General features: G+C 55.9%; 16 protein-coding genes, 1 tRNA gene and 1 pseudogene. 10 read left to right on the top strand and 8 right to left on the bottom strand.

Going from position 1 to position 21,743, the window contains the following annotated elements:
• Positions 1–30 precede the first annotated feature (30 nt).
• Positions 31–783, bottom strand: a complete 753-nt coding sequence (locus OEL83_15685; GenBank protein ID MDK9708483.1) for an AAA family ATPase — start codon at positions 781–783, stop codon at positions 31–33.
• Positions 755–2,305, bottom strand: a complete 1,551-nt coding sequence (locus OEL83_15680; GenBank protein MDK9708482.1) for a CHAD domain-containing protein — start codon at positions 2,303–2,305, stop codon at positions 755–757. Before OEL83_15680 ends, OEL83_15685 begins: the two co-directional genes overlap by 29 nt.
• A gap of 404 nt (positions 2,306–2,709) precedes the next feature.
• Here OEL83_15680 and ppk1 point away from each other — a divergent pair, with 404 nt between their 5' ends.
• Positions 2,710–4,923 (top strand): polyphosphate kinase 1, encoded by a 2,214-nt coding sequence (gene ppk1, locus OEL83_15675; protein ID MDK9708481.1) that lies wholly within the window; start codon positions 2,710–2,712, stop codon positions 4,921–4,923.
• Positions 4,924–4,982: 59 nt separating this feature from the next.
• Here ppk1 and OEL83_15670 read toward each other — a convergent pair whose 3' ends face one another.
• A complete protein-coding gene (locus OEL83_15670; protein MDK9708480.1) occupies positions 4,983–5,993 on the bottom strand; it encodes an omptin family outer membrane protease in 1,011 nt (336 codons plus the stop codon).
• A gap of 371 nt (positions 5,994–6,364) precedes the next feature.
• Between OEL83_15670 and OEL83_15665 the strand changes: the two genes are divergently transcribed.
• Positions 6,365–7,756 carry a TIGR01777 family oxidoreductase gene (locus OEL83_15665; GenBank protein MDK9708479.1) on the top strand — a complete coding sequence of 464 codons (1,392 nt, stop codon included), beginning with the start codon at positions 6,365–6,367 and terminating at the stop codon, positions 7,754–7,756.
• Positions 7,757–7,790: 34 nt separating this feature from the next.
• Positions 7,791–8,948 carry a hypothetical protein gene (locus OEL83_15660; protein ID MDK9708478.1) on the top strand — a complete coding sequence of 386 codons (1,158 nt, stop codon included), beginning with the start codon at positions 7,791–7,793 and terminating at the stop codon, positions 8,946–8,948.
• A gap of 12 nt (positions 8,949–8,960) precedes the next feature.
• Here OEL83_15660 and OEL83_15655 read toward each other — a convergent pair whose 3' ends face one another.
• The 4 genes and pseudogenes from OEL83_15655 to rnc form a co-directional block, all read right to left on the bottom strand.
• Positions 8,961–10,247 (bottom strand): ABC-F family ATP-binding cassette domain-containing protein, encoded by a 1,287-nt coding sequence (locus OEL83_15655; protein ID MDK9708477.1) that lies wholly within the window; start codon positions 10,245–10,247, stop codon positions 8,961–8,963.
• A gap of 120 nt (positions 10,248–10,367) precedes the next feature.
• Positions 10,368–10,931 (bottom strand): annotated as a pseudogene (locus OEL83_15650) (ATP-binding cassette domain-containing protein).
• Entirely contained in the window at positions 10,918–11,922 is a 1,005-nt protein-coding gene (locus tag OEL83_15645; protein MDK9708476.1) for a radical SAM protein, read from the bottom strand. The pseudogene OEL83_15650 and the gene OEL83_15645 overlap by 14 nt, the downstream one beginning before the upstream one ends.
• A gap of 5 nt (positions 11,923–11,927) precedes the next feature.
• The gene (gene rnc / locus OEL83_15640; protein ID MDK9708475.1) at positions 11,928–12,659 is read right to left on the bottom strand and encodes a ribonuclease III; all 732 of its coding nucleotides are present in this window, start codon (positions 12,657–12,659) and stop codon (positions 11,928–11,930) included.
• A gap of 58 nt (positions 12,660–12,717) precedes the next feature.
• Here rnc and OEL83_15635 point away from each other — a divergent pair.
• Positions 12,718–12,793 (top strand) — tRNA-Cys (locus tag OEL83_15635).
• A 172-nt stretch (positions 12,794–12,965) separates the two neighbouring features.
• Here OEL83_15635 and OEL83_15630 read toward each other — a convergent pair.
• Entirely contained in the window at positions 12,966–15,464 is a 2,499-nt protein-coding gene (locus OEL83_15630; protein ID MDK9708474.1) for a glycogen/starch/alpha-glucan phosphorylase, read from the bottom strand.
• A 370-nt stretch (positions 15,465–15,834) separates the two neighbouring features.
• Between OEL83_15630 and OEL83_15625 the strand changes: the two genes are divergently transcribed.
• From OEL83_15625 to cysK, 6 genes are read left to right on the top strand one after another with little or no spacing between them, the layout of a single operon-like run.
• Positions 15,835–16,449 (top strand): tetratricopeptide repeat protein, encoded by a 615-nt coding sequence (locus OEL83_15625; protein MDK9708473.1) that lies wholly within the window; start codon positions 15,835–15,837, stop codon positions 16,447–16,449.
• A 37-nt stretch (positions 16,450–16,486) separates the two neighbouring features.
• Positions 16,487–17,764: an O-acetylhomoserine aminocarboxypropyltransferase/cysteine synthase gene (locus OEL83_15620; GenBank protein MDK9708472.1), complete on the top strand. Its 1,278-nt coding sequence runs from the start codon at positions 16,487–16,489 to the stop codon at positions 17,762–17,764.
• A 52-nt stretch (positions 17,765–17,816) separates the two neighbouring features.
• Positions 17,817–18,971, top strand: coding sequence for a homoserine O-acetyltransferase (locus OEL83_15615; GenBank protein ID MDK9708471.1), 1,155 nt, complete (start codon positions 17,817–17,819; stop codon positions 18,969–18,971).
• Complete coding sequence (gene metW / locus OEL83_15610; GenBank protein MDK9708470.1) at positions 18,958–19,590, top strand: methionine biosynthesis protein MetW; 633 nt, start codon at positions 18,958–18,960, stop codon at positions 19,588–19,590. The genes OEL83_15615 and metW overlap by 14 nt, the downstream gene beginning before the upstream one ends.
• 51 nt (positions 19,591–19,641) lie before the next feature.
• Positions 19,642–20,619, top strand: a complete 978-nt coding sequence (locus OEL83_15605; GenBank protein MDK9708469.1) for a serine acetyltransferase — start codon at positions 19,642–19,644, stop codon at positions 20,617–20,619.
• Between the two features lie 35 nt (positions 20,620–20,654).
• Complete coding sequence (gene cysK / locus OEL83_15600; protein MDK9708468.1) at positions 20,655–21,578, top strand: cysteine synthase A; 924 nt, start codon at positions 20,655–20,657, stop codon at positions 21,576–21,578.
• Positions 21,579–21,743: the final 165 nt, after the last annotated feature.

Genomic DNA, 21,743 nt, shown 5'->3' with positions numbered 1-21,743 from the left:
AAGAACTCGGAAATCCCCGGCACGCCCCTATCAGCCCTTGATTTTCAACCCTTTTTCGATGTCGTTCCAGATTTTCTGGTAAGCCAGCGAGGCCTGATCTTTGCTGGCAAAGGTCAGCACCGGAGCCCGATGGATGCCCATTCTTTCGACATCGGTGGAAAAGGGAACATAGCTTTTAAGTAAGCTCTTATATTCTTTTTGCAAGGCGGCCATCGTTTCCCGGTGCAGATTTTTGCTTTGCTGTACCATGGAAAAAAAGGGCAGGATCTTCTTCTCCTTATAACCATTGTCCCGGAAAAACTGGTACAACTGCTGGAGGGTACGCACCGACAACGTCGTTGGGATAACCGGGACGACAACCACATCGGCGGCCTTGAAGATATTCTCTGAAAGCAGCGAGATGTTGGGAGGGCAGTCGAGAATGACGACCTGATAATCGGTGTTCACGGCCTTCAACACCTTCTTCAGACGCGACCGTTTGTTCTTCATCTGCGACAAAAAGATATCGAAGTCGCGGTAGGTGAAATTTGCCGGCAGCAGATCAAGGTTGTCATAGTCGCTGGCCCGGATGGCCGAGGCCGTCTTGCCGGCATCCTCGAAGAACGATGAATTCGGCAGTTTCTTCGAGGGCTTCACCCGAAAATAAAAGCCCGAGGCCCCCTGCGGGTCGAGATCGCACAACAGGGTCCGATACCCCTTACCGGCACTGACGTAGGCGAGGTTGACGGATGTTGCCGTCTTCCCTACTCCACCTTTATTGCTGTAACAGGCTATTATCTTCATTTTCCCCACCCTCGGTTATAAAGAGTTCCTCGAATGCCTCACGGATTGCCGGGCTGTCGAAACCGGCAAGGTTTTCAACGATGAGTCCGCGCTCTTCTCCCTGCAGCTGATGGAGCATTGCCGTCAGGGCACCAATGGCATGGGCTACCGCCATGGCCTTGGTTCCACCGCTGCCTTCGCTTGCCAGCATCTTTTCGAGGAATTGCTGTTGAATGGAATAGTCATTGAAATTGCCCAGATTGTCCTGCAGCAACTTCAACGAGCGAATGAGTTTCTTGATCTCCGCCGCGGGAAAGAGCGGTGTGAAGAACTCCATGAGATAGCGCAGTTTTTTACAGTGGATGCGCAATTGGTGGATGACCGGATCGGGGGTCGTCTCGTCAATATCCCGGCCGGTTTTACACACCTTCCGGTAGCGCTTCATGATCGCCCGGCAGGCAAAGGACAGTGAGTTGACCTGGGCCTGCGGCCCGCTCTTAATGCCATCTCCGGCTGTAAATAATTTTTCCAGGGCTTGCATGCGCCGCAGATAGGCCTTGCTCTGCATGGTACTGGCCACCTTTTCCTGCTCGGCCTTTCGTCTCAGGGCAAAACCATCAAAGAGGATCTGCAGCCCGCCATGCGCCGCCGGAGGAACCATCCTGTGGTATTCCGGCCGGTTCAACAGATAGACATCGAGATCCCGCAGGGCGTTGGTGGTTCGCATAACCGCGGCCAGCTGGTTCTTCAGCCGGATGGTTTCTTTGGCGTCAAAGACCCCGCCAAAAAGACTGAGAACCGAACGGACCTTCCGCAGACACACCCGGTAGTCATGGAGAAACTCGGTGTCGCTGTCGGCAATTATGCCCGGTTCGTTCTGCCTGGCAATTTTCAGAAAGGTCCGAAGGATGGTTACGGCACTTTCCTTCACCGGGGTTTCCGGCACGAGTTGCAAATCCGGTTTGACACAGTACTCGCTGCCTATAATCCCCAGCCTTTCGTAGATATCGCCGGCATTCTGGCAGGCAAGCGCCCCGCAATGCTCCAGCCACTGGCGGAGATCGGCATAGGCCTCGGGATAGCCGCGCAGATACCGGGCACAACCCATACCACCAACCTTTCGGCCGCGAACCAGGGTCAGATGATAAAAACGCACCAGGGTCTTCCCTTCGTCGTCAACCACCCTGCCTTCGTCGAGGCGCAAGCGAATCCTGGCAACCGGCAACAAGGCCCGCAACCGCGCCACCTCCAGGAGCATATCAATGACCGCCCCCCTGGGCATTTCGCCCACCACCGGCGAGCCGGCCGGAGCTGCCTGTTCTATCAGTTGCCCGGTCGGCAAATCGAGAAGCAGCAAGAGGTTGTCTACCTCGAACAGCAGTTTGGCGGCAGCAAACAGTCCGCCGTCAAAGGTATCGAGAACAACCGCCTGGCGCATCTCCCCGGGCTCCAGGATAATCTGGTGGTGCGCATCTGGCGGCAGATGCGGTCTGAGCTTGCGCAGGCTGAGTGTTGATGGGAGAAAGTAGACGAATGGTTCCATGGGAGACCGGAGCTGTTGTTTTTTTCTTGGCGAGAACCCCGGCAGCTCAAAACCCGCCGGGATATGGGTTCTACAGACAGCACAACCAAACCAGGGTTACGGCAAAACTTCTGATTATACTTTTACCTTATATTTTCAAATTGTTGAAGAATTAAACAAACTATCGCGCCAATGTAGACCGGGTAGGGGGAAAGGTCCGCTGCCCGGCTGTCCGGACACGGGTATAAATGCCTGTCGTGATAGCCGGTACTTGCAATTAATGGGCCCTGCCCTATCATTTACCGAGACTATCTGCTATCATAGCAGATAGTTGAGCAATTTGGTGGTGTAGACCGATATTGTGCAAGAGAAAAACCTCCCGGACAACCGCCAGGTCATCGTCCTTAACCTATTGATAATTACCCATGACTCCGAAAGCTACCGCCGAACCAACCGCAATCGAACTAGCCGGAAACAAAAAAGCCCAACAACCGGTCTTTGACCTGCAATCGCCAGAATATTATCTCAACAGGGAACTGACCTGGCTTGCCTTCAATAAAAGGGTGCTGGCCGAGGGCCAGGACAAGCGCAATCCGCTTCTGGAAAGGGTCTTCTTCCTGTCGATTGTCGGTTCTAACCTCGACGAGTTCTTTATGAAGAGAATCGGTGGCCTGAAGCAGCAGGTCGGAGCGAGCGTCAAGAGCCTGTCGGTCGACGGCCGTCTGCCCCAGGAACAAATTGATGCCTGCCATGTCGTGGTTCACGAGATCCTTGGCAAACGCCTGCTTCTTGAAAAAGAACTCCTCAAGGAGCTTGCAGGACAGGGTGTTGCAATATTGAAATATGTCGAACTGTCGCCGGAGGATCAGGCCGTAGCCAACGCCTATTATCACAATGAAATCTATCCCCTCCTCACCCCCCAAGGCATGGACCCTGCCCACCCCTTTCCCTTTATTTCCAATCTCTCGGTCAATCTACTGGTCAGTGTCCGCTACCCCGATACCGATCACAGCTATCTCATCCGCATCAAGATACCCACCGGCGCCGATGTCCCGCGCTTTGTGCAGATTGGCAAGAAAAGCCTCTATATCCTCCTTGAAGACCTGGTCGCCAATAACCTGGCGGCCCTCCTCCCCGGCATGGAGATAGAATCGTGTGCCGCTTTCCGGGTCACCAGGAATGCCATTACCGAGCGATCCGAGGAACAGGCCAACGACCTGCTGATCATGATTGAATCGGCTCTCCGCAATCGCAAATTTGCGGAAATTGTCCGCCTGGAGGTGGACCGCTCCATGTCGGACCTGCACAGGGGCAAGCTCGCTGCCGAACTCGGCGTTGACGAAGAACAGGATGTCTATGAGGTCGACGGAATTATGGGGCTCCGCGACATGATGCAGATAGCTGCCATTGACCGGCCCGACCTGCATTTTGTCCCGCACCATCCGGTCGACAACCCGGAACTTCTCGGCGACGACCCGAACATCTTTCACACCATCAGGGAACACGGCGATATCCTCCTGCAGCACCCCTATGAGTCCTTTGACACCTCGGTGGAACGCTTTCTCCGCGAGGCAAGCCGTGACCCGAAAGTACTGGCGATCAAGATGACCCTGTACCGGACGGCGAAAAATTCGCGGATCATCAAATATCTGATCAATGCTGCCCAGAACGGCAAGCAGGTTGCGGTGGTTGTTGAACTCATGGCCAGATTTGACGAGTCGGCGAACATCCGCTGGGCCGGGTTCCTTGAGGAGGCGGGCATCCATGTCACCTACGGCATCGTCGGCATGAAGACCCATTCGAAACTGATTTTCGTCATCCGTAAAGACTACAACGGTCTGTGCCGCTACGCTCATATCGGCACCGGCAATTACCACGCCGGAACGGCCCGGGCCTACGTCGACTTCGGCCTCATCACCTGTGACCCGGACATCGGCGCCGACCTCACCGAGCTCTTCAACTACCTGACCAGCGGCTGCACGCCAATGCGTCGCTACGCCAAGCTCCTCCCCTCACCCAAGCAGTTAAAAAAGGCCTTGCTGGCCAAGATCGATCGGGAGATGGAACATCAGAGGACAGGAAAGACCGGCCTCATCCAGCTGAAAACCAATGCCCTTGACGACAAAGATGTCGCCGAGGCGTTGTACCGTGCCTCTATGGCCGGGGTGCACGTGGATCTCATCGTCCGCGATTCCTGCCGGCTCCGCCCCGGTATTCCTGGGCTTTCCGACAACATCCGGGTCATTTCCCTGGTCGGCCGTTTCCTTGAGCACGGGCGGATATACTATTTTAAAAATGGCGGCGAAGAGGAATATTATATTGGCTCTCCCGATCTTATGAAGCGAAACCTCGAAAGCCGGGTGGAGGTGTGTGTGCCTATCGAGAGCGCACGGCACAAGGCTCTTCTCCGGGAGATTCTTGATTTGCAGCTGAACAACACTCGAAACGCCTGGGAGATGCAGCCAAACGGTGCCTACATCCAGCGAAGATCCGAGGACGGCAAAGGAGCCATATGCGTGCACCAGTTTCTTATCGATAAGGCCGAGAAGCGCTCGGCTGCCGGCAGACTGGCCCTCGCCAAAAAGAAAAGCAAGAAAAAAAGTGCCGGCAGACACGGCATAAAGCAAGAGGAGCAGTAAACAAAAAGCCCCCTGCCGGTGGTCGGCAGGGGGCTTTTTTCAATACGAAACAGCGGGTGCTAGAAATTGACGATAGCGGAAAGGGATACCATATTGGAGTAGTGGGTCATGGTATCATCAACGTCACCGGAGATAGTCAGCTCACCGGTATCCAGATCGCGGCGATGGGAGTCATCACTAAAATAGTTATATTTCTGGTAGTGATAGGACAGCATCATTGAGAAATTCTTGGTGAAATTATAGGCCCCGCCCAGATCAAGGGCATACATCGATCCGCCGTCGTAATCATGCTCCCCCTCAAGGTTGCGCAGATGATGCTGATCTTTCGACTCACCAAAGGCCAAGGTGCTGCCTATCAACCGGCCACTGAAGGTAATGGGGGTAACATCAAGAGTGGAGGTAAAGCCTATACCAACATAAGGGGTGTAGAATTTCTGCTCATAGGTGATACCCAGCTGCCCATCGGGAAAACTGCCAACGGTATCATAAAGATAATACGTTGAATAGTAGTAATCCCCACCACGGGCTTCCCATTCCCAGTTATCATACTTGAAACCAAGGATGCCGAAGAACTTGCTCTTCTCCCACTGATAAAAAGCCACCTCGGCATTGATATCGAACATCAAACCTTTGGTCAGATCAACATCCTCATGATGGGACCAGTGGGTATAGGTATAATCCTCAATAAACCAGTCATAATCATCCATGGAGCCTGTACCGTCATTCAGCTTAAACCAGATATCGGCATTCAGTTTCAGCCATGACAGGGGAGCAATCGAACCACCCAGGCCAAGCATATAGACGTTGTCGAGCTTCCAGTCCAGCTGACTGAGCCGATGATCTATCTGCGGGATAACGACATATTCGCCCGACTCGCCATTCAGTGCCCCAACCGACATCCTGCCGCTGACCACAATGACATTCTGGTTGACATTGATGGTAGTCTCTTTTTGCGCCGACTTGCTCATGGCATCAGCTGCTCCGGCCGCTGCCGGTAAAGAAACGGCGGCACAGGCAAGGGCGGTTAAACACGCCTTCAGATATTTCTTGGTTCGATGATTAGGTGACATGGCAAGGACCTCGGTCAGTAGTTAATTTTATTGGAAAATCGCATACTATCACCGGCACCAGCCCCAACACCCCAACAGGCAAGTTCCGGCTACATTTCTTCAAGAGTACTCTATAACAGACAATTGAATGTTCAAATCTACCATATTTATTCCCTATTAAAAGGAAATTTCCATAACTTAGCAAGGAAATATTTCCTTATGACCTGGGAATCATCATGAAAAAATGGCCGGGAAATGCGGTCTTACTTGTCAAAACTCTGATTTTTTCTTGCGATATCAATTTGATTCACCGTTTTTTCTTGCACCTTGCGACCTTTCTTTTGTAGTCTTTATTTTCGCACCTTATTAACTTCACACGATAAATTCCAACCATGAAAAACCAGGCGCCGCAGAGCCGCTTTCACTACTGTGCCACCTATCCCTTCTCGGCAGCGGAACTGTACACCTGGCACAGCCGGCCAGGTGCTCTCGAACGTCTCCTGCCGCCCTGGGACAACACCACTGTCGTTGCCAAAGCTGGTGGCATCGAGGTGGGCGGCAGTGTTCTCCTGCGCATGCATCTTGGCCCCATCCCTTTTCACTACCAGGGACGTCATGTAGAGAATTTACCGTGCAGGATGTTTCGCGATATCCAGAAAAAAGGCCCCTTTGCCTCCTGGTCCCACAGCCACTTCTTTGATGATACACCGGAAGGCGGGCGACTCCAGGACCGGGTGGAATACTCCCTGCCGGGACATGCCCTGTTACCGGAATGGGTGAAGAATTCGGTGACCGAGAAGTTGAACACCATGTTCCGTTACCGGGAATGGGTGCTGCGCGAGGATCTCCGCCTGCACCAGAGCTGCAGCACAAGCCCCATGCGACTCCTCATCAGTGGAGCAAGCGGCGTCCTCGGCCGGGAGCTGATCCCGCTTCTGACCACCGGCGGCCACCACGTATCAACCCTGGTGCGCCGCTGCCCGGACCCTGCCAAGGGAGAAATTTTCTGGGACCCGGAGAAGGGTATCCTGAACGGCGACCAGCTGCCGGAAGATCTTGATGGGGTTATCCATCTCGCTGGGGAATATATCGGCCTTGCCCGGTGGAGCGAAGAAAAGAAAAGGAGGGTCATCAACAGCCGGGTGCAAGGCACCGAACTCCTGGCCAAAACCCTTGCGGCCAGAAAAAAACCACCGGAGGTATTGCTCTCCGCCTCGGCTGTCGGCTATTACGGCAACTGCGGCGACACGGATATAGGGGAAAACTGCCCGCCCGGCGGCGACTTCATCTCCGAGGTATGCAGGCGTTGGGAGGAGGCCACCTGGCCCGCTAGCAAGGCCGGCATCCGCACCGTCCACCTCCGCCTGGGTGTCGGCCTGACCCCAAGGGGCGGGGCACTGCAAAGAATTCTTGCCGCCTCGCCCTGCGGCTATATTCGCCGCTTCGGCACCGGCGACCAGTATATCAGCTGGATCAGCAGCGACGACATGATCGGAGCCATGCTCCATGCCCTGACCTGTCCGGCGCTTAGCGGCCCGCTGAATATTGCCGCACCGGAACCGGTTACCAATGGGCAGTTCATGCGGATGCTGGCGCGCATCACCGGCCGGCCCCTGCTCTGGCCCCTGCCCGCCTGGCTGCTGCAGATCATCTATGGACAGATGGCCTCGGAAATATTACTTTCCAGCTGTCGCGTCAGCGTTAAGAAGCTGGAGGATTCCGGCTTCCGTTTCCGCCATCGCACCCTGGAGCAAACTCTCAGAACCCTTCTCGGCAAAAACTGAAGATCATGGACATACAGAAACTGGACGTCTAACCATGAGCCGACATCTCAAAATATGCCTGTGGCTCATCATGACCACAGCAATGACCTGCGGCTTTCTCCACCACCTTGTCCCACCGGCGGTCATGAACTTTGAGCGGCTGCATATCTTTCTTTTCAATCTGTGCAGCGGTGGCACCCTGCTGATCTATTTCACCGAAGGCGGGCCGGGCCTGAGCCGTAAGGGCTTCGCCTTTCTTATTCTTTCCCTGGCCTTTGCCTTCTGCGCCGTTGCCAAATGGTACGCCCCGACACTCGTTATCCCTTTGCTGCTGTCGGTGATTATTGAGAGTGTCCGGGTCGGCCACTTCGGCAGCTGCATACCCTTTGGCCTTTTTTCGGCAAGCGAAAGCACTTCCCGGAAGTTTCACCAGGCCGCCCTGTTATGTTTATCCCTGGGGCTGATGATTTCCAGTCTGGCCATCTACAACAGCGAATACGCCCATTGGTTCATCAACAATAAATTCAAGCTCGACACCTTCTTCCTCGGTTATTCCTTTCCCCTGTCGCTGATCAGCATGTCGGTGATCTTCTCGCTCATGAAAAAGCATGCGCCGCCGCCCATCGCCTTTTTCAAAGAGCTGTCGTTTTGGGTAATCAATTTTGGGGTTATCGTCTTTTTCCTCTTTATCCTCGCCAACTGGTTCCTTCCCCAGGTGGCAATCGCCACGACGCTCTTCCTGACCGTTGCTCTCATCCTCTATCTTTACTGGCAACAGGGGATGCGCCTGCAGCAAAAGGCCTTTCTCACCTCCGGCATCCTCTTTCTCCTGGTGACCTCGATTACCGGTATTCTCTATATCCTGCTGGCCTTCTCAGCAAGCTACGACCCGGAGAAGAGCCTGCCCTTGTTGCGGATACACGCCTTTACCGCCCTGTATGGTTGGAATCTCAGTGGTCTGGCGGTGATCAGCCGCCACGGCGACTTCCCCATTCAGCTCCATTCGCAAAAGGTCATCCTCCTGCACTGGTTGACCGTCTTCGTCCTCTGCCCGCTCGGCTACTTTTATCCCGTTGCCGCCGTGCTGGCGGTACTCTGTTATGGCTGGCTGCTCTTTATTCTGCTTTTTAGCGAGGGATTGGTGGACCCCGGCGTTGTCTCTGCAGAGTCCAGGGTTTTAAAAGGCAATGGTGATGGGTATAGCGGGCAGTAATCCTCTTCAGTTCTAGCCAAGCTTCAGTTCAGCATCGATGGCGTCGATCTTTTCCTGAGCGGTTTCCCATTTGGTGTACCAGCGTTCGAGATGGCGCTTGCAGTCCTCGTATTCCTTGCTGGTTTTCGCCCAGCTCTTTTCATCCTTATACAGCTCGGGATCGGCCATGAGGGCCTCAAGATCCTCCTTTTGCTGTTCGCAGGCCTCGACCTGTTTCTCCGCCTCGGCCAGCTGCTTGAGCCAGGGTGCAGCCCGGCGACTGCGCTCCTGACGCGCCAGGGCCTCCAGTCTCTTCCGCTCCTTGCGGTTATCCTGGCCGTCCTGCGATGCTATGGCCTTCAGGCCGTCATCCTCGCCACCTTTTTCCAGCTCGCGCAGGGCCTCCTGCTTGAGGAGATATTCGGCGACATTGCCCTCAAAAAGGGTAATCCGCCCATCCTTCACCTCCAGCACCTTATTGGCAAAGCTGTCGAGAAAATAGCGATTGTGTGAAACCACGACAATAGTGCCGTCATATTGGGCCATCGCCTCCTGCAGCACCTCTTGGGAACTCATATCCAGGTGGTTGGTCGGCTCATCAAGGAGCATGCAGTTGGCAGGAGTTGCAATCATCTTGGCGAGGGCAAGGCGGCTTTTTTCGCCACCGGACAGTACCGAAACCTTCTTCAGCACGTCGTCGCCACGGAATAAGAAAGCCCCGAGGAGTGAGCGAACCCGGGTGGTGGTCAAATCCTCACCCGCCAGGTTCATGGTCTCAAGGACGGTAAGCTGCGGTGACAGTTCCTGGGCCTGATGCTGACCGAAATACGACAACCGAACATTGCTGCCCAGACGGATCGATCCGGAATCACAGGGGATCTGCCCGGCGAGAATTTTCAAAAAAGTCGATTTGCCAGCGCCGTTGACCCCGACCACCGCCACCTTATCGCCACGGCCGAGGAGCAGCTCGACATCGCTGAAGACCGGCACCCCGCCAAAACTCTTACTCAGCGACTCAACCCGCAACACGTCGCGGCCGGAATCCGGGGCAGGTGGAAAGGTGAAGCGGATCTGCTGCTCGTCGTCGGCAAGCTCGATAAGCTCCATCTTATCCAGCTGCTTGACCCGGCTCTGCACCTGCCTGGCCTTGGTGGCCTTGGCCCTGAACCTTTCGACAAAGCGCATGGTTTGCTTGATACGCGCCTGCTGATTATCATAGGCGCCCTTTTCGATCGCCCGCCGCTCTTCCTTTTCTGTTACATAGTAGCTGTAATTGCCTTTATAGACATCAATGCGGCCAAAACTCAGTTCCCAGGTCATGTCGGTGGTCTTGTCGAGAAAGGTCCGGTCGTGGGAGATGATGACCATGGCGCCCGGGTAACCGCGCAGGAACTGCTCAACCCAGGTCAGCGAGTCGAGATCGAGGTGGTTGGTCGGTTCATCAAGGAGCAGGAGCGATGGTGCCTCAAGGAGCATCTTGGCCAGTTTCAGGCGCATCTGCCAGCCGCCGGAGAAGGCCGAGACCGGCTTGGTCATATCTTCACGACGAAAGCCAAGACCGAGCAGGACCTTTTCGATCTTGCCCTTGATGGTATAGATATCGCTGCCGTCAAGGCGGTGCTGCAATTCCCCCTGGCGCTGAAGAAGGACCTTGAATTCCTCTGAATCCGGTTTCAGTTCATGAATCTCTTCATGGATTTCGGCAAGCTCCTCCTGCAGGGCGAGAAGAGGCGCAAAGGCGGTTTCCGCCTCCTGAAAAAGGGGCAGTTCGGAAAAAAGCTCCGCCGATTCCTGGGCGAGGTAGCCGACGCTGAAATGCTTGGCGCGGGTGACCACACCATCGTCGGTAGCGGCCGCCCCGGCCATGATCTTCAGCAAGGTGGTTTTGCCGGCGCCGTTGACGCCGACCAAGCCAATGCGATTGCCGCCATATACCTGGACGGAGATATCCTTAAAGAGATGTTTCTCGCCAAAGCGGATGTCTAAATGATTAACAGACAACATATAGTATACTTCCCCGTGCCATACTTTTGTCCGGCGATATGGTAAAGCGGCCGGAGAATCCCAGTTCGTTCAGCCGCCGTATATTTGCTTTTTTCTGCCCCACCACGACCCCGTGGTCGCGGTGCGAGATGTGTATTCTGAGGTGCTCGGCCGGCGCCAGATCAGCCAGTCTGGCCCGGATGCGCCGCAGCCACAGCCTCGACTGTACCAGTTCGCCGAAGGCCGGATGATATGGCCCGGCGAGATAGCTCCTGTCGAGCGACTCGGAAGGCTGCAAGCCCATGCGCACAACCCGGATACCTGCTTCCTGCAGTTTTGTGTAAGCCCTGCCCGTCAAGGCAATCGCCTGATTAAGGTTCAAGGGCCGGTACCTGCCCTGGTGAAACCACTCGGCAAGGCCTGAGTCCTTCACCACCAGCACCGGGTACAGGCGGACAAAATCAGGCTGCACTCGCACCACCGTATCGATTCCGTGCAGGAAAGACCGGGTCGTTTCGCCCGGCAATCCGACCATCATCTGCGCCCCAAGCTCCATTCCCGCCGCCCGCAGCTGGGCACAGGCAGCCAGCGCCTGCGCGGCGTTATGGCCCCGCCTGTTTTCGGCAAGCACCGTGTCACAGAGGGACTGCACCCCAAGCTCCACCACCCCAACCCGAAAGTCGCGGAGCAACCGGCAAACCTCTGCATCAATGCAATCGGGGCGGGTTGATAGGCGGATGCAATCAACCTTGCCCGCGGCTATATATGGCTGCACAGCTGTCAACAGGACCATCTGATCGGCAGCGCGCAGACAGGTAAAAGAACCGCCGTAGAATGCCACCTGCACCCTAGTCCTGCCCGGGCTGCGCGCCAGCCAATGATCGATGGTCGCCGCCACACCTGCTGCGCCTGCTTCCTCGCCGTGACTGCCGGAGATCTTTTCCTGATTGCAGAACAAGCATTGATGCGGGCATCCCCGGTGGGGGATAAAAACAGGGATGACAAGCGGCATACGGCTCAGTCGTTTTCCTGCTTCAAGGCGGCGAGAGCGGCGGCCGCGGCCCTTTGCTCCGCCTCCTTTTTCGAACCGGCCTGGCCGGTCGCAAGGGTTTGCTCCTGAAAGCAGACGGCAACGGTGAAGAGCTTCTGGTGCGAAGGTCCCTCTTCCGCCTCCAGCCGGTAGGTCGGTGCCTCATTGTGTTTCTCCTGCAGCACCTCCTGCAGACGGCTTTTGGCATCGGCGACCAGCAATTCTTCCCTTTTCCCCTCGATGTCCGGGGAGAAGAAACACTCGACAAAATCAACTGCCGGCCGATAACCACCATCCTCAAAGATCGCCCCTACCACCGCTTCAAAAGCGCATGACAGGATTGACGGCTTGCCCCGTCCCTGCGAGGAATCTTCGCCTTTGCCGAGGGCGAGGAATCTCCCCAGATCAACCGACCTGGCCATCTTCGCCAGATGCTGTTCGTTGACCAGGGAGGCGCGCAGCTTGGTCAGCTCGCCTTCACGCAACATCTTGTACTTATTAAAAAGGATATGACTGATGACCATATCAAGGACGGCGTCGCCGAGAAATTCCAGCCGCTCGTTGTCATTGCCGCCCATACCCTGCTCAAAGGCATAGGATGAATGGACGACCGCCGTCTGCAGTAGGCGAAGATCGGTAAAACGGTAGCCGAGGACCTTCTCCAGGCCCGTCAATTCATCCTTGTTGATCCGCACCAGCGAATCAATATCGGTAGCCATTGTATAATATTTTCCTTGTGAAATTTTTCCGCTGTGGTATAAAAGTGTCCTTCAAACAGGCGGCGTAGCCAAGAGGTCAAGGCAGTGGTCTGCAAAACCATTATTCATCGGTTCGACTCCGATCGCCGCCTCCAGTAATTTCAAAGGGACTGCAGATTGTCACAATCTGCAGTCCCTTTTTGCGTTCTCGCTATCTGCAGGCGCAGAGGACCTTAGTCGACCGGCCGACAAATCAGGGATGTAGATACCGCAAAATCCCCGTCAGGTCAAGCCGGTTGGCGACCATGGTATGCCGCTCAGCCCTTTTTATTGCACAGGAATCCCCCAGATCTCCTCCGAATACTGTTTGATCGTCCGGTCGGTTGAGAATTTTCCCATCCTCGCCACGTTTAAAATGGCCTTTCTCGTCCAGGTATCCGGGTCGAGGAAGGCGTCGCCCACCTGCTGCTGGCAGTTGATATAGGCCTCCAGGTCAAGAATGAGAAGATAGGGATCATGCTTGCTCATCAGGCTATCGACCACCGCGCTGAACATCTCCCTATTACCGCCGCTGAACGAACCATCGCCGATGCTCTCGATGATATTGCGAATACCCCCATTTTGCTGACATATCACCTCGGGGGTACGGCTGATATTTCTTCGCTCGAACTCCGCCTCCTCGGCGGTCATCCCGAAGATAAAGATATTTTCCTCGCCAACCTCCTCACGGATCTCGATATTGGCACCATCGAGGGTGCCGATAGTCAGGGCGCCGTTCAGGGAAAACTTCATATTGCCGGTGCCCGAGGCCTCGGTGCCGGCGGTGGAAATCTGCTCGGAAAGATCGGCGGCCGGCATGATGATCTCCGCCTGGCTGACATTGTAGTTGGGCAGAAACACCACCTTGAGAAGGCCATGGACGCGCGGGTCCTTATTGACCACATCGGCAATGGAGGTGATCAGCTTGATAATCTGCTTGGCCCGCGAATAGGAAGGTGCCGCCTTGCCGGCGAAAATGGCGGTTCGCGGCGCCATGTTGCCGGCTTCGCCGTGGATGATGCGGTGATAGAGATGAATGAGATGCAGGGCGTTGAGGAGCTGCCGTTTGTATTCGTGGATCCTTTTCACCTGGATATCAAACATCGAATTGGGATCGACAACGACCCGGCAATTCCGCCTAATGTATTCCGCCAGGCGTGCCTTGTTGGCAAGTTTGATTCTCTGCCATTCCCGGCAAAATTCAGGATCATCGATAGAGGCTTCGAGGCCGCGCAACAGGTCGAGATTGGTAATCCACCCCGAACCGATCTTGCTGGAGATAAGCTTTGACAGCCCCGGATTGACATCGAGAAGCCAGCGACGCGGGGTGATGCCGTTGGTCTTAGAGTTGAATCTTCCTGGAAAAAATTCATGGAATCCTGGAAAGATACGCCCTTTGAGCAAATCCGAGTGGAGCTCTGCCACGCCGTTCACCGAGTGGCTACCAATGACCGCCAGATGGGCCATCCGTACCATTTTCACCGGCCCTTCCTGGATGATCGACAACTCCTGCAAGCGCCGCTCGTTGCCGGGATACCGCTGGGCCACCTCGTCGAGGAAGCGCTTATTGATCTCAAAGATGATCTGCATATGCCGGGGCAGCACCCTGCTCATCATATCCACCGACCACCGCTCCAGGGCCTCAGGCATCAGGGTATGGTTGGTGTAGGCAAAGGTCTTGACGCAGATGTCCCAGGACTCCTCCCAACCTAAGCCCTCAATATCAAGCAGAAGGCGCATAAGCTCGGGGATGGCGATGGCCGGATGGGTATCGTTCAACTGGACCGCCACGAGATCGGCAAACCTGCTGAAGGAGCTATCTTTTTTCTTAAAACGGCGCATGATGTCCTGAAAGGTCGCGGCGACGAAGAAATACTGCTGTTTCAGGCGCAATTCTTGGCCGGCGTAGTTGTGGTCCGGCGGATAAAGCACCTTGGAAATGGTCTCCGAGCTGACCTGCGACTCCACCGCCTTGATATAATCGCCCCGGCTGAAATCGGTGAGATCCAGTTCTCTAGAGGCATGGGCCGACCATAGCCGCATATTGATGACATGGTTGTTTTTATAGCCGGGCACCATGATGTCGCTGGCCTTGGCCATAACATCCTTGGTATTGACCCACCTCGCCCGATACCGGCCTTTATCATCAACATAGCCATTGACATGGCCAAAAAACTTCACCTTGAAAACCGGCATCTGCCGCTCGAATTCCCAGGGGGTGCCGTTCTGCAACCAGTTGTCCGGGCCTTCAACCTGATAGCCATCGACCAGCTGCTGGAAAAACAGGCCATATTCATAACGAATACCGTAGCCGTAGGCGGGAATCTTCAAGGTGGCGATGGAATCCATGAAACAGGCGGCCAAGCGGCCGAGGCCGCCATTACCTAGAGCGGCGTCCTCTTCCTGGTTTCTGATCTCCGACATCTCAAAGCCGAGCTCCTCGACGGCCTGCGTTGCCTCATCAAGAATGCCCAGGTTGATCATGCTGTTGCCAAGCGATCTGCCGATAAGAAACTCCAGGGAAAGGTAATACACCCGCTTTTTTTCTTTGGCATAAAAGGTCTTCTGTGTGGAAATCCATTTCTGCACCATCAGATCGCGCATGGTGTAGGCCAGGGCCTTATAGACATCCGGGGCCCCGGAGCGCTCGGGATCACGCCCCTGAAAACTCATCAGATGATTAACAATGTTTTCTTTAATATTCTTAACGTTCGACAATACTGGCGGTGGTACTGCCGTTTGCACTTCCCCTTTGTTTTCATTCGTGACGTTTTCAAACACCTTCATGCATTACCCCTTTAGAAAGATACCACCATGACCCCAAACGGCCGCGACAAAACCTGCACCCGCCAGTAACACCCCCTGCGTACTGGACAAACAACCGCAACGGATATATCTATTCTACTTAAAAACCCCTAAACAGCAATACGCAGGGATGAAATAAAAAAAGGACTGCCCTGCCTGTTACCATCCCTGACCCTGGTTGCAGCTTGGCGAAAGAGAGTGCCAACAAATACCATACAGTCGCCATTTTACTTGAACCAAATACCACTGCGTGGTATAGAATTTACAGTAGTTCCTGTCAAAGGCAGTACAATATTGATTTTCCAAACCCATAACAATACGAATCTACATGACAAAGCCGGCAACAAAACAAATGACACCAAACACTTCGCAACCAGGTAACAGAAGCCAACTCATCCTCTGTTCCATCATTTTCGTCCTTGGCTTTTTAAGTGGTGTGGCCTTTACCGTTTACAAAAGCAATTCCATGGCCCCTTCGGCATCACCCACCGCAACCGCATCTGGGGAACAGCCCCATCAGCACGACAATGAAATCGGCCAGGCAATTCATAACATTGAGGCGGAGGTAACCGCTAATCCTGACAACTTCAAGGCCTGGACGCAACTCGGCAACCTCTATTACGACACCGATCAGGCGACCAAGGCCATCGCCGCCTACAATAAATCCCTGGAATTGCACAAGGGTGACGCCAACCTGCTCACCGACCTCGGGGTCATGTACCGAAAAGACAACCAACCGAAGAAAGCCCTGGAATTATTTGACAAAGCAATTCAGGAAGATCCCACCCATATGCCGTCCAGATACAACAAGGGTATTGTTCTGTACTATGATCTGAGTGACCCGCAAGGGGCCATCGCCAGCTGGGAAGGGATGCTGACAATCGATCCCCAGGCCAAGACCAATAACGGCATGGCGATCAGCGAGATTATCAACCAACTCAAGGCGGAAGCGGCCAAGGCCAAATAGCCGTTGACCAAAAAAGTCCAACACCAGAGGAGAAACAATGAAATTCGAGACACTTGCCCTGCATGCCGGACAGACCATCGACCAGACCACCCTCTCCAGAGCCGTGCCCATCTACCGGACCGCCGCCTACATGTTCAAGAACACCGAGCATGCCGCCAATCTCTTTGCTCTCAAGGAACTGGGCAATATCTACACCCGCATCGGCAATCCGACCCAAGACGTGCTGGAGCAGCGGATGGCCCAGCTAGAAGGGGGTGCCGCGGCCCTGGCGCTTTCCTCCGGCACCTCGGCGATCTTTTATACGATCATCAATATCTGCGGCCAGGGCGATGAGGTGGTATCGGCCAACAACCTCTACGGCGGCACCTTCGTGCAGTTCGACTCCATCCTGCCCCAGTTGGGTATCAAGGTGCGCATGGTCGATGCGGCAAAACCAGATGCGGTCAAGGCGGCGATCAACGGCAAGACCAGGGCCATCTATTGCGAGACCCTCGGCAACCCGGCGTTGAACATGACCGATCTCGACGCCCTGGCGAAAATCGCCCAGGAGCATGCCCTGCCGCTGATCGTCGATTCGACCTTCACCCCGCCCTGCCTGCTTCGCCCCATTGATCACGGCGCCAATATCGTCATCCACTCGCTGACCAAATGGATCGGCGGCCACGGCACGGCCATCGGCGGCATTGTCATCGACGCCGCCAATTTTGACTGGCGTGACCCGAAATTCAAGCTCTACAACGAACCCGATTCCTCTTACCACGGCCTGCGCTACGCTCACGACCTCGGCGACCTCAGCCCGCTGGCCTTCATCCTCCGCATGCGTTTGGTGCCACTGCGCAATCTCGGTGCCTGCATCAGCCCGGACAACTGCTGGTCGATCCTCCAGGGCATTGAGACGCTGAGCCTGCGCATGGCCCGGCACTGCGACAACGCCGCGGCGGTGGCCGCCCATCTCGGCCGCCATCCCGAGGTTGCCTGGGTGCATTACCCCGGCAAAACTGGCTCTCCCGGCCATGAGCAGGCGGCAAAGTACCTCAAACACGGCTTCGGCGGCATGATTGCCTTCGGCATTAAAGGCGGCCTAGCCGCAGGCAGGAAATTCATCGACAGTCTCCGCCTGATCTCGCACCTGGCCAACGTCGGCGACGCCAAGACCCTGGCGATCCATCCGGCCTCGACCACCCATTCGCAGCTCTCGCCACAGCAGCTGCGCGAGGGCGGTATTGACGAAGGGATGATCCGCCTGTCGGTCGGCATTGAACACGTCGACGATATCGTCGCCGATATTGATCAGGCCCTGGCTAAGGCCTCATAAGGCACATCAAAGGGAGGGGGCTGAGCCAGCCCCCTGGAGAAAGACCGCAATCATGGACACCCCAGGCACCAACGGAGCGCCACTCGGCCCCGTCGTCAAACAGCACTATACCTTCGCCGAGCCGCCGCAGGAACTGGTTCTCGAAAGCGGCGCCCGGCTCGGCCCGGTGACCATCGCCTACGAAACCTACGGCACGCTTAACGCCGCCGGCGACAATGCCATCCTCGTCGCCCACGCCTTTTCCGGGGATTCGCACGCTGCCGGTCATTATGCAAGCGACAGCGCAGGCGACAAAGCGGGCTGGTGGGACTTCATGATCGGGCCCGGCCGTGGCATTGACACCGATACATACTTCGTGGTCTGCCCGAACATCCTCGGCAGCTGTATGGGCTCGACCGGGCCGAGCTCCATCAACCCGGCGACCGGCCAACCCTACGGTCTCGACTTTCCGATGATGACCATTGGCGACATCGTCACGACCCAGAAGGCCCTGATCGATCACCTCGGGATCAGCAAACTGCACGGAGTCATCGGCGGCTCGGTGGGCGGCATGCAGGTCCTTGAATGGTCGGTCCGCTTCCCGGATTTCCTCCGCTCCGCGGTGGCCATCGCCACAACCATGCGCCATTCCGCCCTTGCCATCGCCTTCAACGAGATCGCCCGCCAGGCAATCATGGCCGACCCCAACTGGGATAAAGGCAAGTATTACGCAGGCAGCAAACCGGACATGGGTCTTGCCGTCGCCCGCATGGTCGGCCACGTCACCTACCTCTCGGACGAGGCCATGCACCGCAAGTTCGGCAGAAGGCTGCAGGATAAAGAGACCTTTTCCTTCGGCTTTGACGGCGACTTCCAGGTGGAGAGCTATCTCCGCCACCAGGGCTCAAAATTCGTCAACCGCTTCGACGCCAACTCGGTGCTGTATATCACCAAGGCCGCCGACTATTTTGATGTGGTGGAGCGCATGGCCGGTCTCGCCGACAAGGGCACAGAGGCCCGCGACAAGACAAAGTATCTTGTTATTTCATATAGTTCCGACTGGCTTTACCCCACCTATCAGGCCAAGGAACTGGTAAAAACCTTGAAACGTTCCGGCCAGGACGTCAGTTTCTGCGAGATTGAGGCGGATTGCGGCCACGACGCCTTTCTCATTCCCGACCAACGCCTCACCACCTTGATCAAAGGCTTCTTCGATGGTTTATCCTGACACCAACACTATCCGCTTTGACCTGCGGATCATCGCTTCGACCATCGAGCCCGGCAGCCGGGTCCTCGATCTCGGCTGCGGCAACGGCGATCTCCTGGCCTGGCTCGCCGAGACCAAACAGGTCATCGGCACCGGCATCGAACAGGACAAGACCAAGGCGGCGGCCTGTATTGCCAGGGGGCTGAGCGTCCTGCAGGGCGACCTCAACGAGGAGGTCGATGATTATCCCGACTGCAGTTTCGATTATGTGATTCTCAGCCAGACCCTGCAGCAGGTCTTCGAACCGGCCCGCCTCCTCCACTCCCTGGCGCGGATAGGCCGCAAGGTCATCGTCAGCTTTCCCAATTTCAGCCACTATTCGATCCGTTTGCAGCTGCTCCTCAAGGGCATCGCCCCAAAAAATAGCCAGCTCCCCTATTCCTGGTACGACTCGCCGAATATCAGGGTCATCACCCTCAAGGATTTCCGCAAATTTGCCAGGGATGTCGGCTACAATATCCTCCAGGAAATTGCTATCAGTTCCGACCCGGCCGGCAGCGAGGGAACGATTATCCGAAATTTCGCCACGATCCGGGCGGCATATGGTATTTATATAATCGAGAAAATACGCCCCGGCTGAGATTCTTGCCCGGCTGACCATCCACCAACTCTCCACCGCACGGTTCTTGTTATGCAAAAGAAATGTCAAAATGTTATCGATACCTTAGCGATAGGCGTGATCTGTGATCACAATGAGGCCGAGACCTGTTCGCAGCACATTAAGGTCCCCGGCATCGTCAAGGAGCTGCTCTCCTCCTGGAGCACCAAGGAGTGCTACGAGCATATCAGCCCGGTGGCCATTCCCTCCCAGGAGGCAATCACCGGGATTGTTGATCAGGCGCGCTGCATCCTCTTTCCCGGCTATTTCACCCGCACCAAGCTGCATGCCTCAAACCTTGAGTATTACATCGGCAAACAGACCACGGATCTCTATGATAAGGTAAGCGAGCAGATTGCCATGGCCATACGCCACGATTGCCGGCGCAACAACCTGCCCTGCACCAACTGCGAATCCCGCAGCCACTTGAAGGCCCTGGCCTTTATCGAGGCCCTGCCGCGGGTGGCGGCGATCCTGGCGACCGACATTCGTGCCGCCTTGGAGGGCGATCCGGCAACCAAGAGTCCGGACGAGGTCATCTTCAGCTACCCCGGCCTCATCGCCACCCTGGTGTACCGCTTGGCCCATGAGCTGTATCTCCTCGATGTACCGATCGTTCCCCGGATCATGACCGAATATGCCCACAGCAAGACCGGTATTGACATCCACCCCGGGGCGACTATCGGCTCGGGATTCTTCATCGACCACGGCACCGGGGTGGTCATCGGCGAGACCTGCGTCATCGGCAAAAATGTCCGGCTGTACCAGGGCGTGACCCTGGGCGCCCTTTCTTTACCCCGTGATGCCGGCGAGAAAATGCGCAACAAGAAGCGCCACCCGACCATTGAGGACAATGTCATCGTTTATGCCAATGCCACCATCCTCGGCGGCGATACCACCATCGGCGAAAGCTCGACCATCGGCGGCAATATCTGGCTGACGGAAAGCGTCCCGCCGGGCACCAAGGTACTGCTAAAAAGACCGGAACTGATCTACTCGTATTCCAGTTGAAACCGGTCCGTCGATCCACCCATAAAGAGGGCACAATAATTATGAGCACGACCATCCTTGAAACCATCGGCAACACCCCGCTCATCACCCTGGCCAACCTTGCACCGGCAAACGGGGCGAAGGTGCTTTGCAAACAGGAATCGCGTAATCCGGCAGGCAGTGTCAAGTGCCGGATTGCCGTGTCAATGATCGAGGCGGCGCAGCAGCAGGGCTTGATCAACCAAGAATCGACGATTATCGAGCCGACCAGCGGCAATACCGGCATCGGCCTGGCCTTTGTCTGCGCCCATAAAAAACTTCGCCTCGTCCTCACCATGCCGGAAAGCATGAGCATCGAGCGGCGAAAGCTCCTTAAACATCTGGGGGCCGAGCTTGTGCTGACCCCGGCGGCGGAGGGAATGAAGGGGGCCATCGCCCGGGCCGAGCAGCTGCTTGCCGACACTGCCAATAGCCATATGCCCAACCAGTTTGCCAACCCCGCCAATCCGGCTGTCCACCGCAAGACCACCGGTCCGGAAATCTGGCGGGATACCAATGGCAAGATCGATATCTTCGTCGCCGGAGTCGGCACCGGCGGTACCATCACCGGGGTGTCGGAGTATATCAAGGAACGCAACCCAAACTTGCAGGTGGTGGCGGTGGAGCCGCAGGACTCGCCGGTGCTCTCCGGAGGGAAACCCGGCCCCCATAAAATCCAGGGGATCGGCGCCGGTTTCGTGCCGGCCATCCTCAACCGCGGCATCATTGACGAGGTCTTTACGGTCGGCAACGATGAGGCCTTTGCCATGGCGAGAAAACTCGCTTTGGTTGAAGGGATTCTTTGCGGAATCTCCAGCGGCGCGGCGGTCCATGCCGCCTTGCAGGTCGCCGAGCGTCCGGAAAATAGGGAAAAAACCATTGTCGTCGTCGCCCCCGACAGCGGCGAGCGTTACCTCAGTACACCGCTCCTCCTCGAATAGGCTGAGCATCTATCTATTCGCCCTCGCCACATCCCGAGCCCTGGCGATTTACCGGAGACTTTTCTCTGGTAAATTGCCGGGATCGCCACTATAATCGGCAGTCTCGAAGTACCTTACCACCAACCGCCCACAAGAGGATCGCCGCCATCGAAACACGTCACCTGC

Source organism: Desulforhopalus sp. (genome assembly GCA_030247675.1).
GTDB lineage: Bacteria > Desulfobacterota > Desulfobulbia > Desulfobulbales > Desulfocapsaceae > Desulforhopalus_A.
Note: the sequence above shows the minus strand (reverse complement) of the source record. Positions and strands in the feature narration are given on the sequence as shown.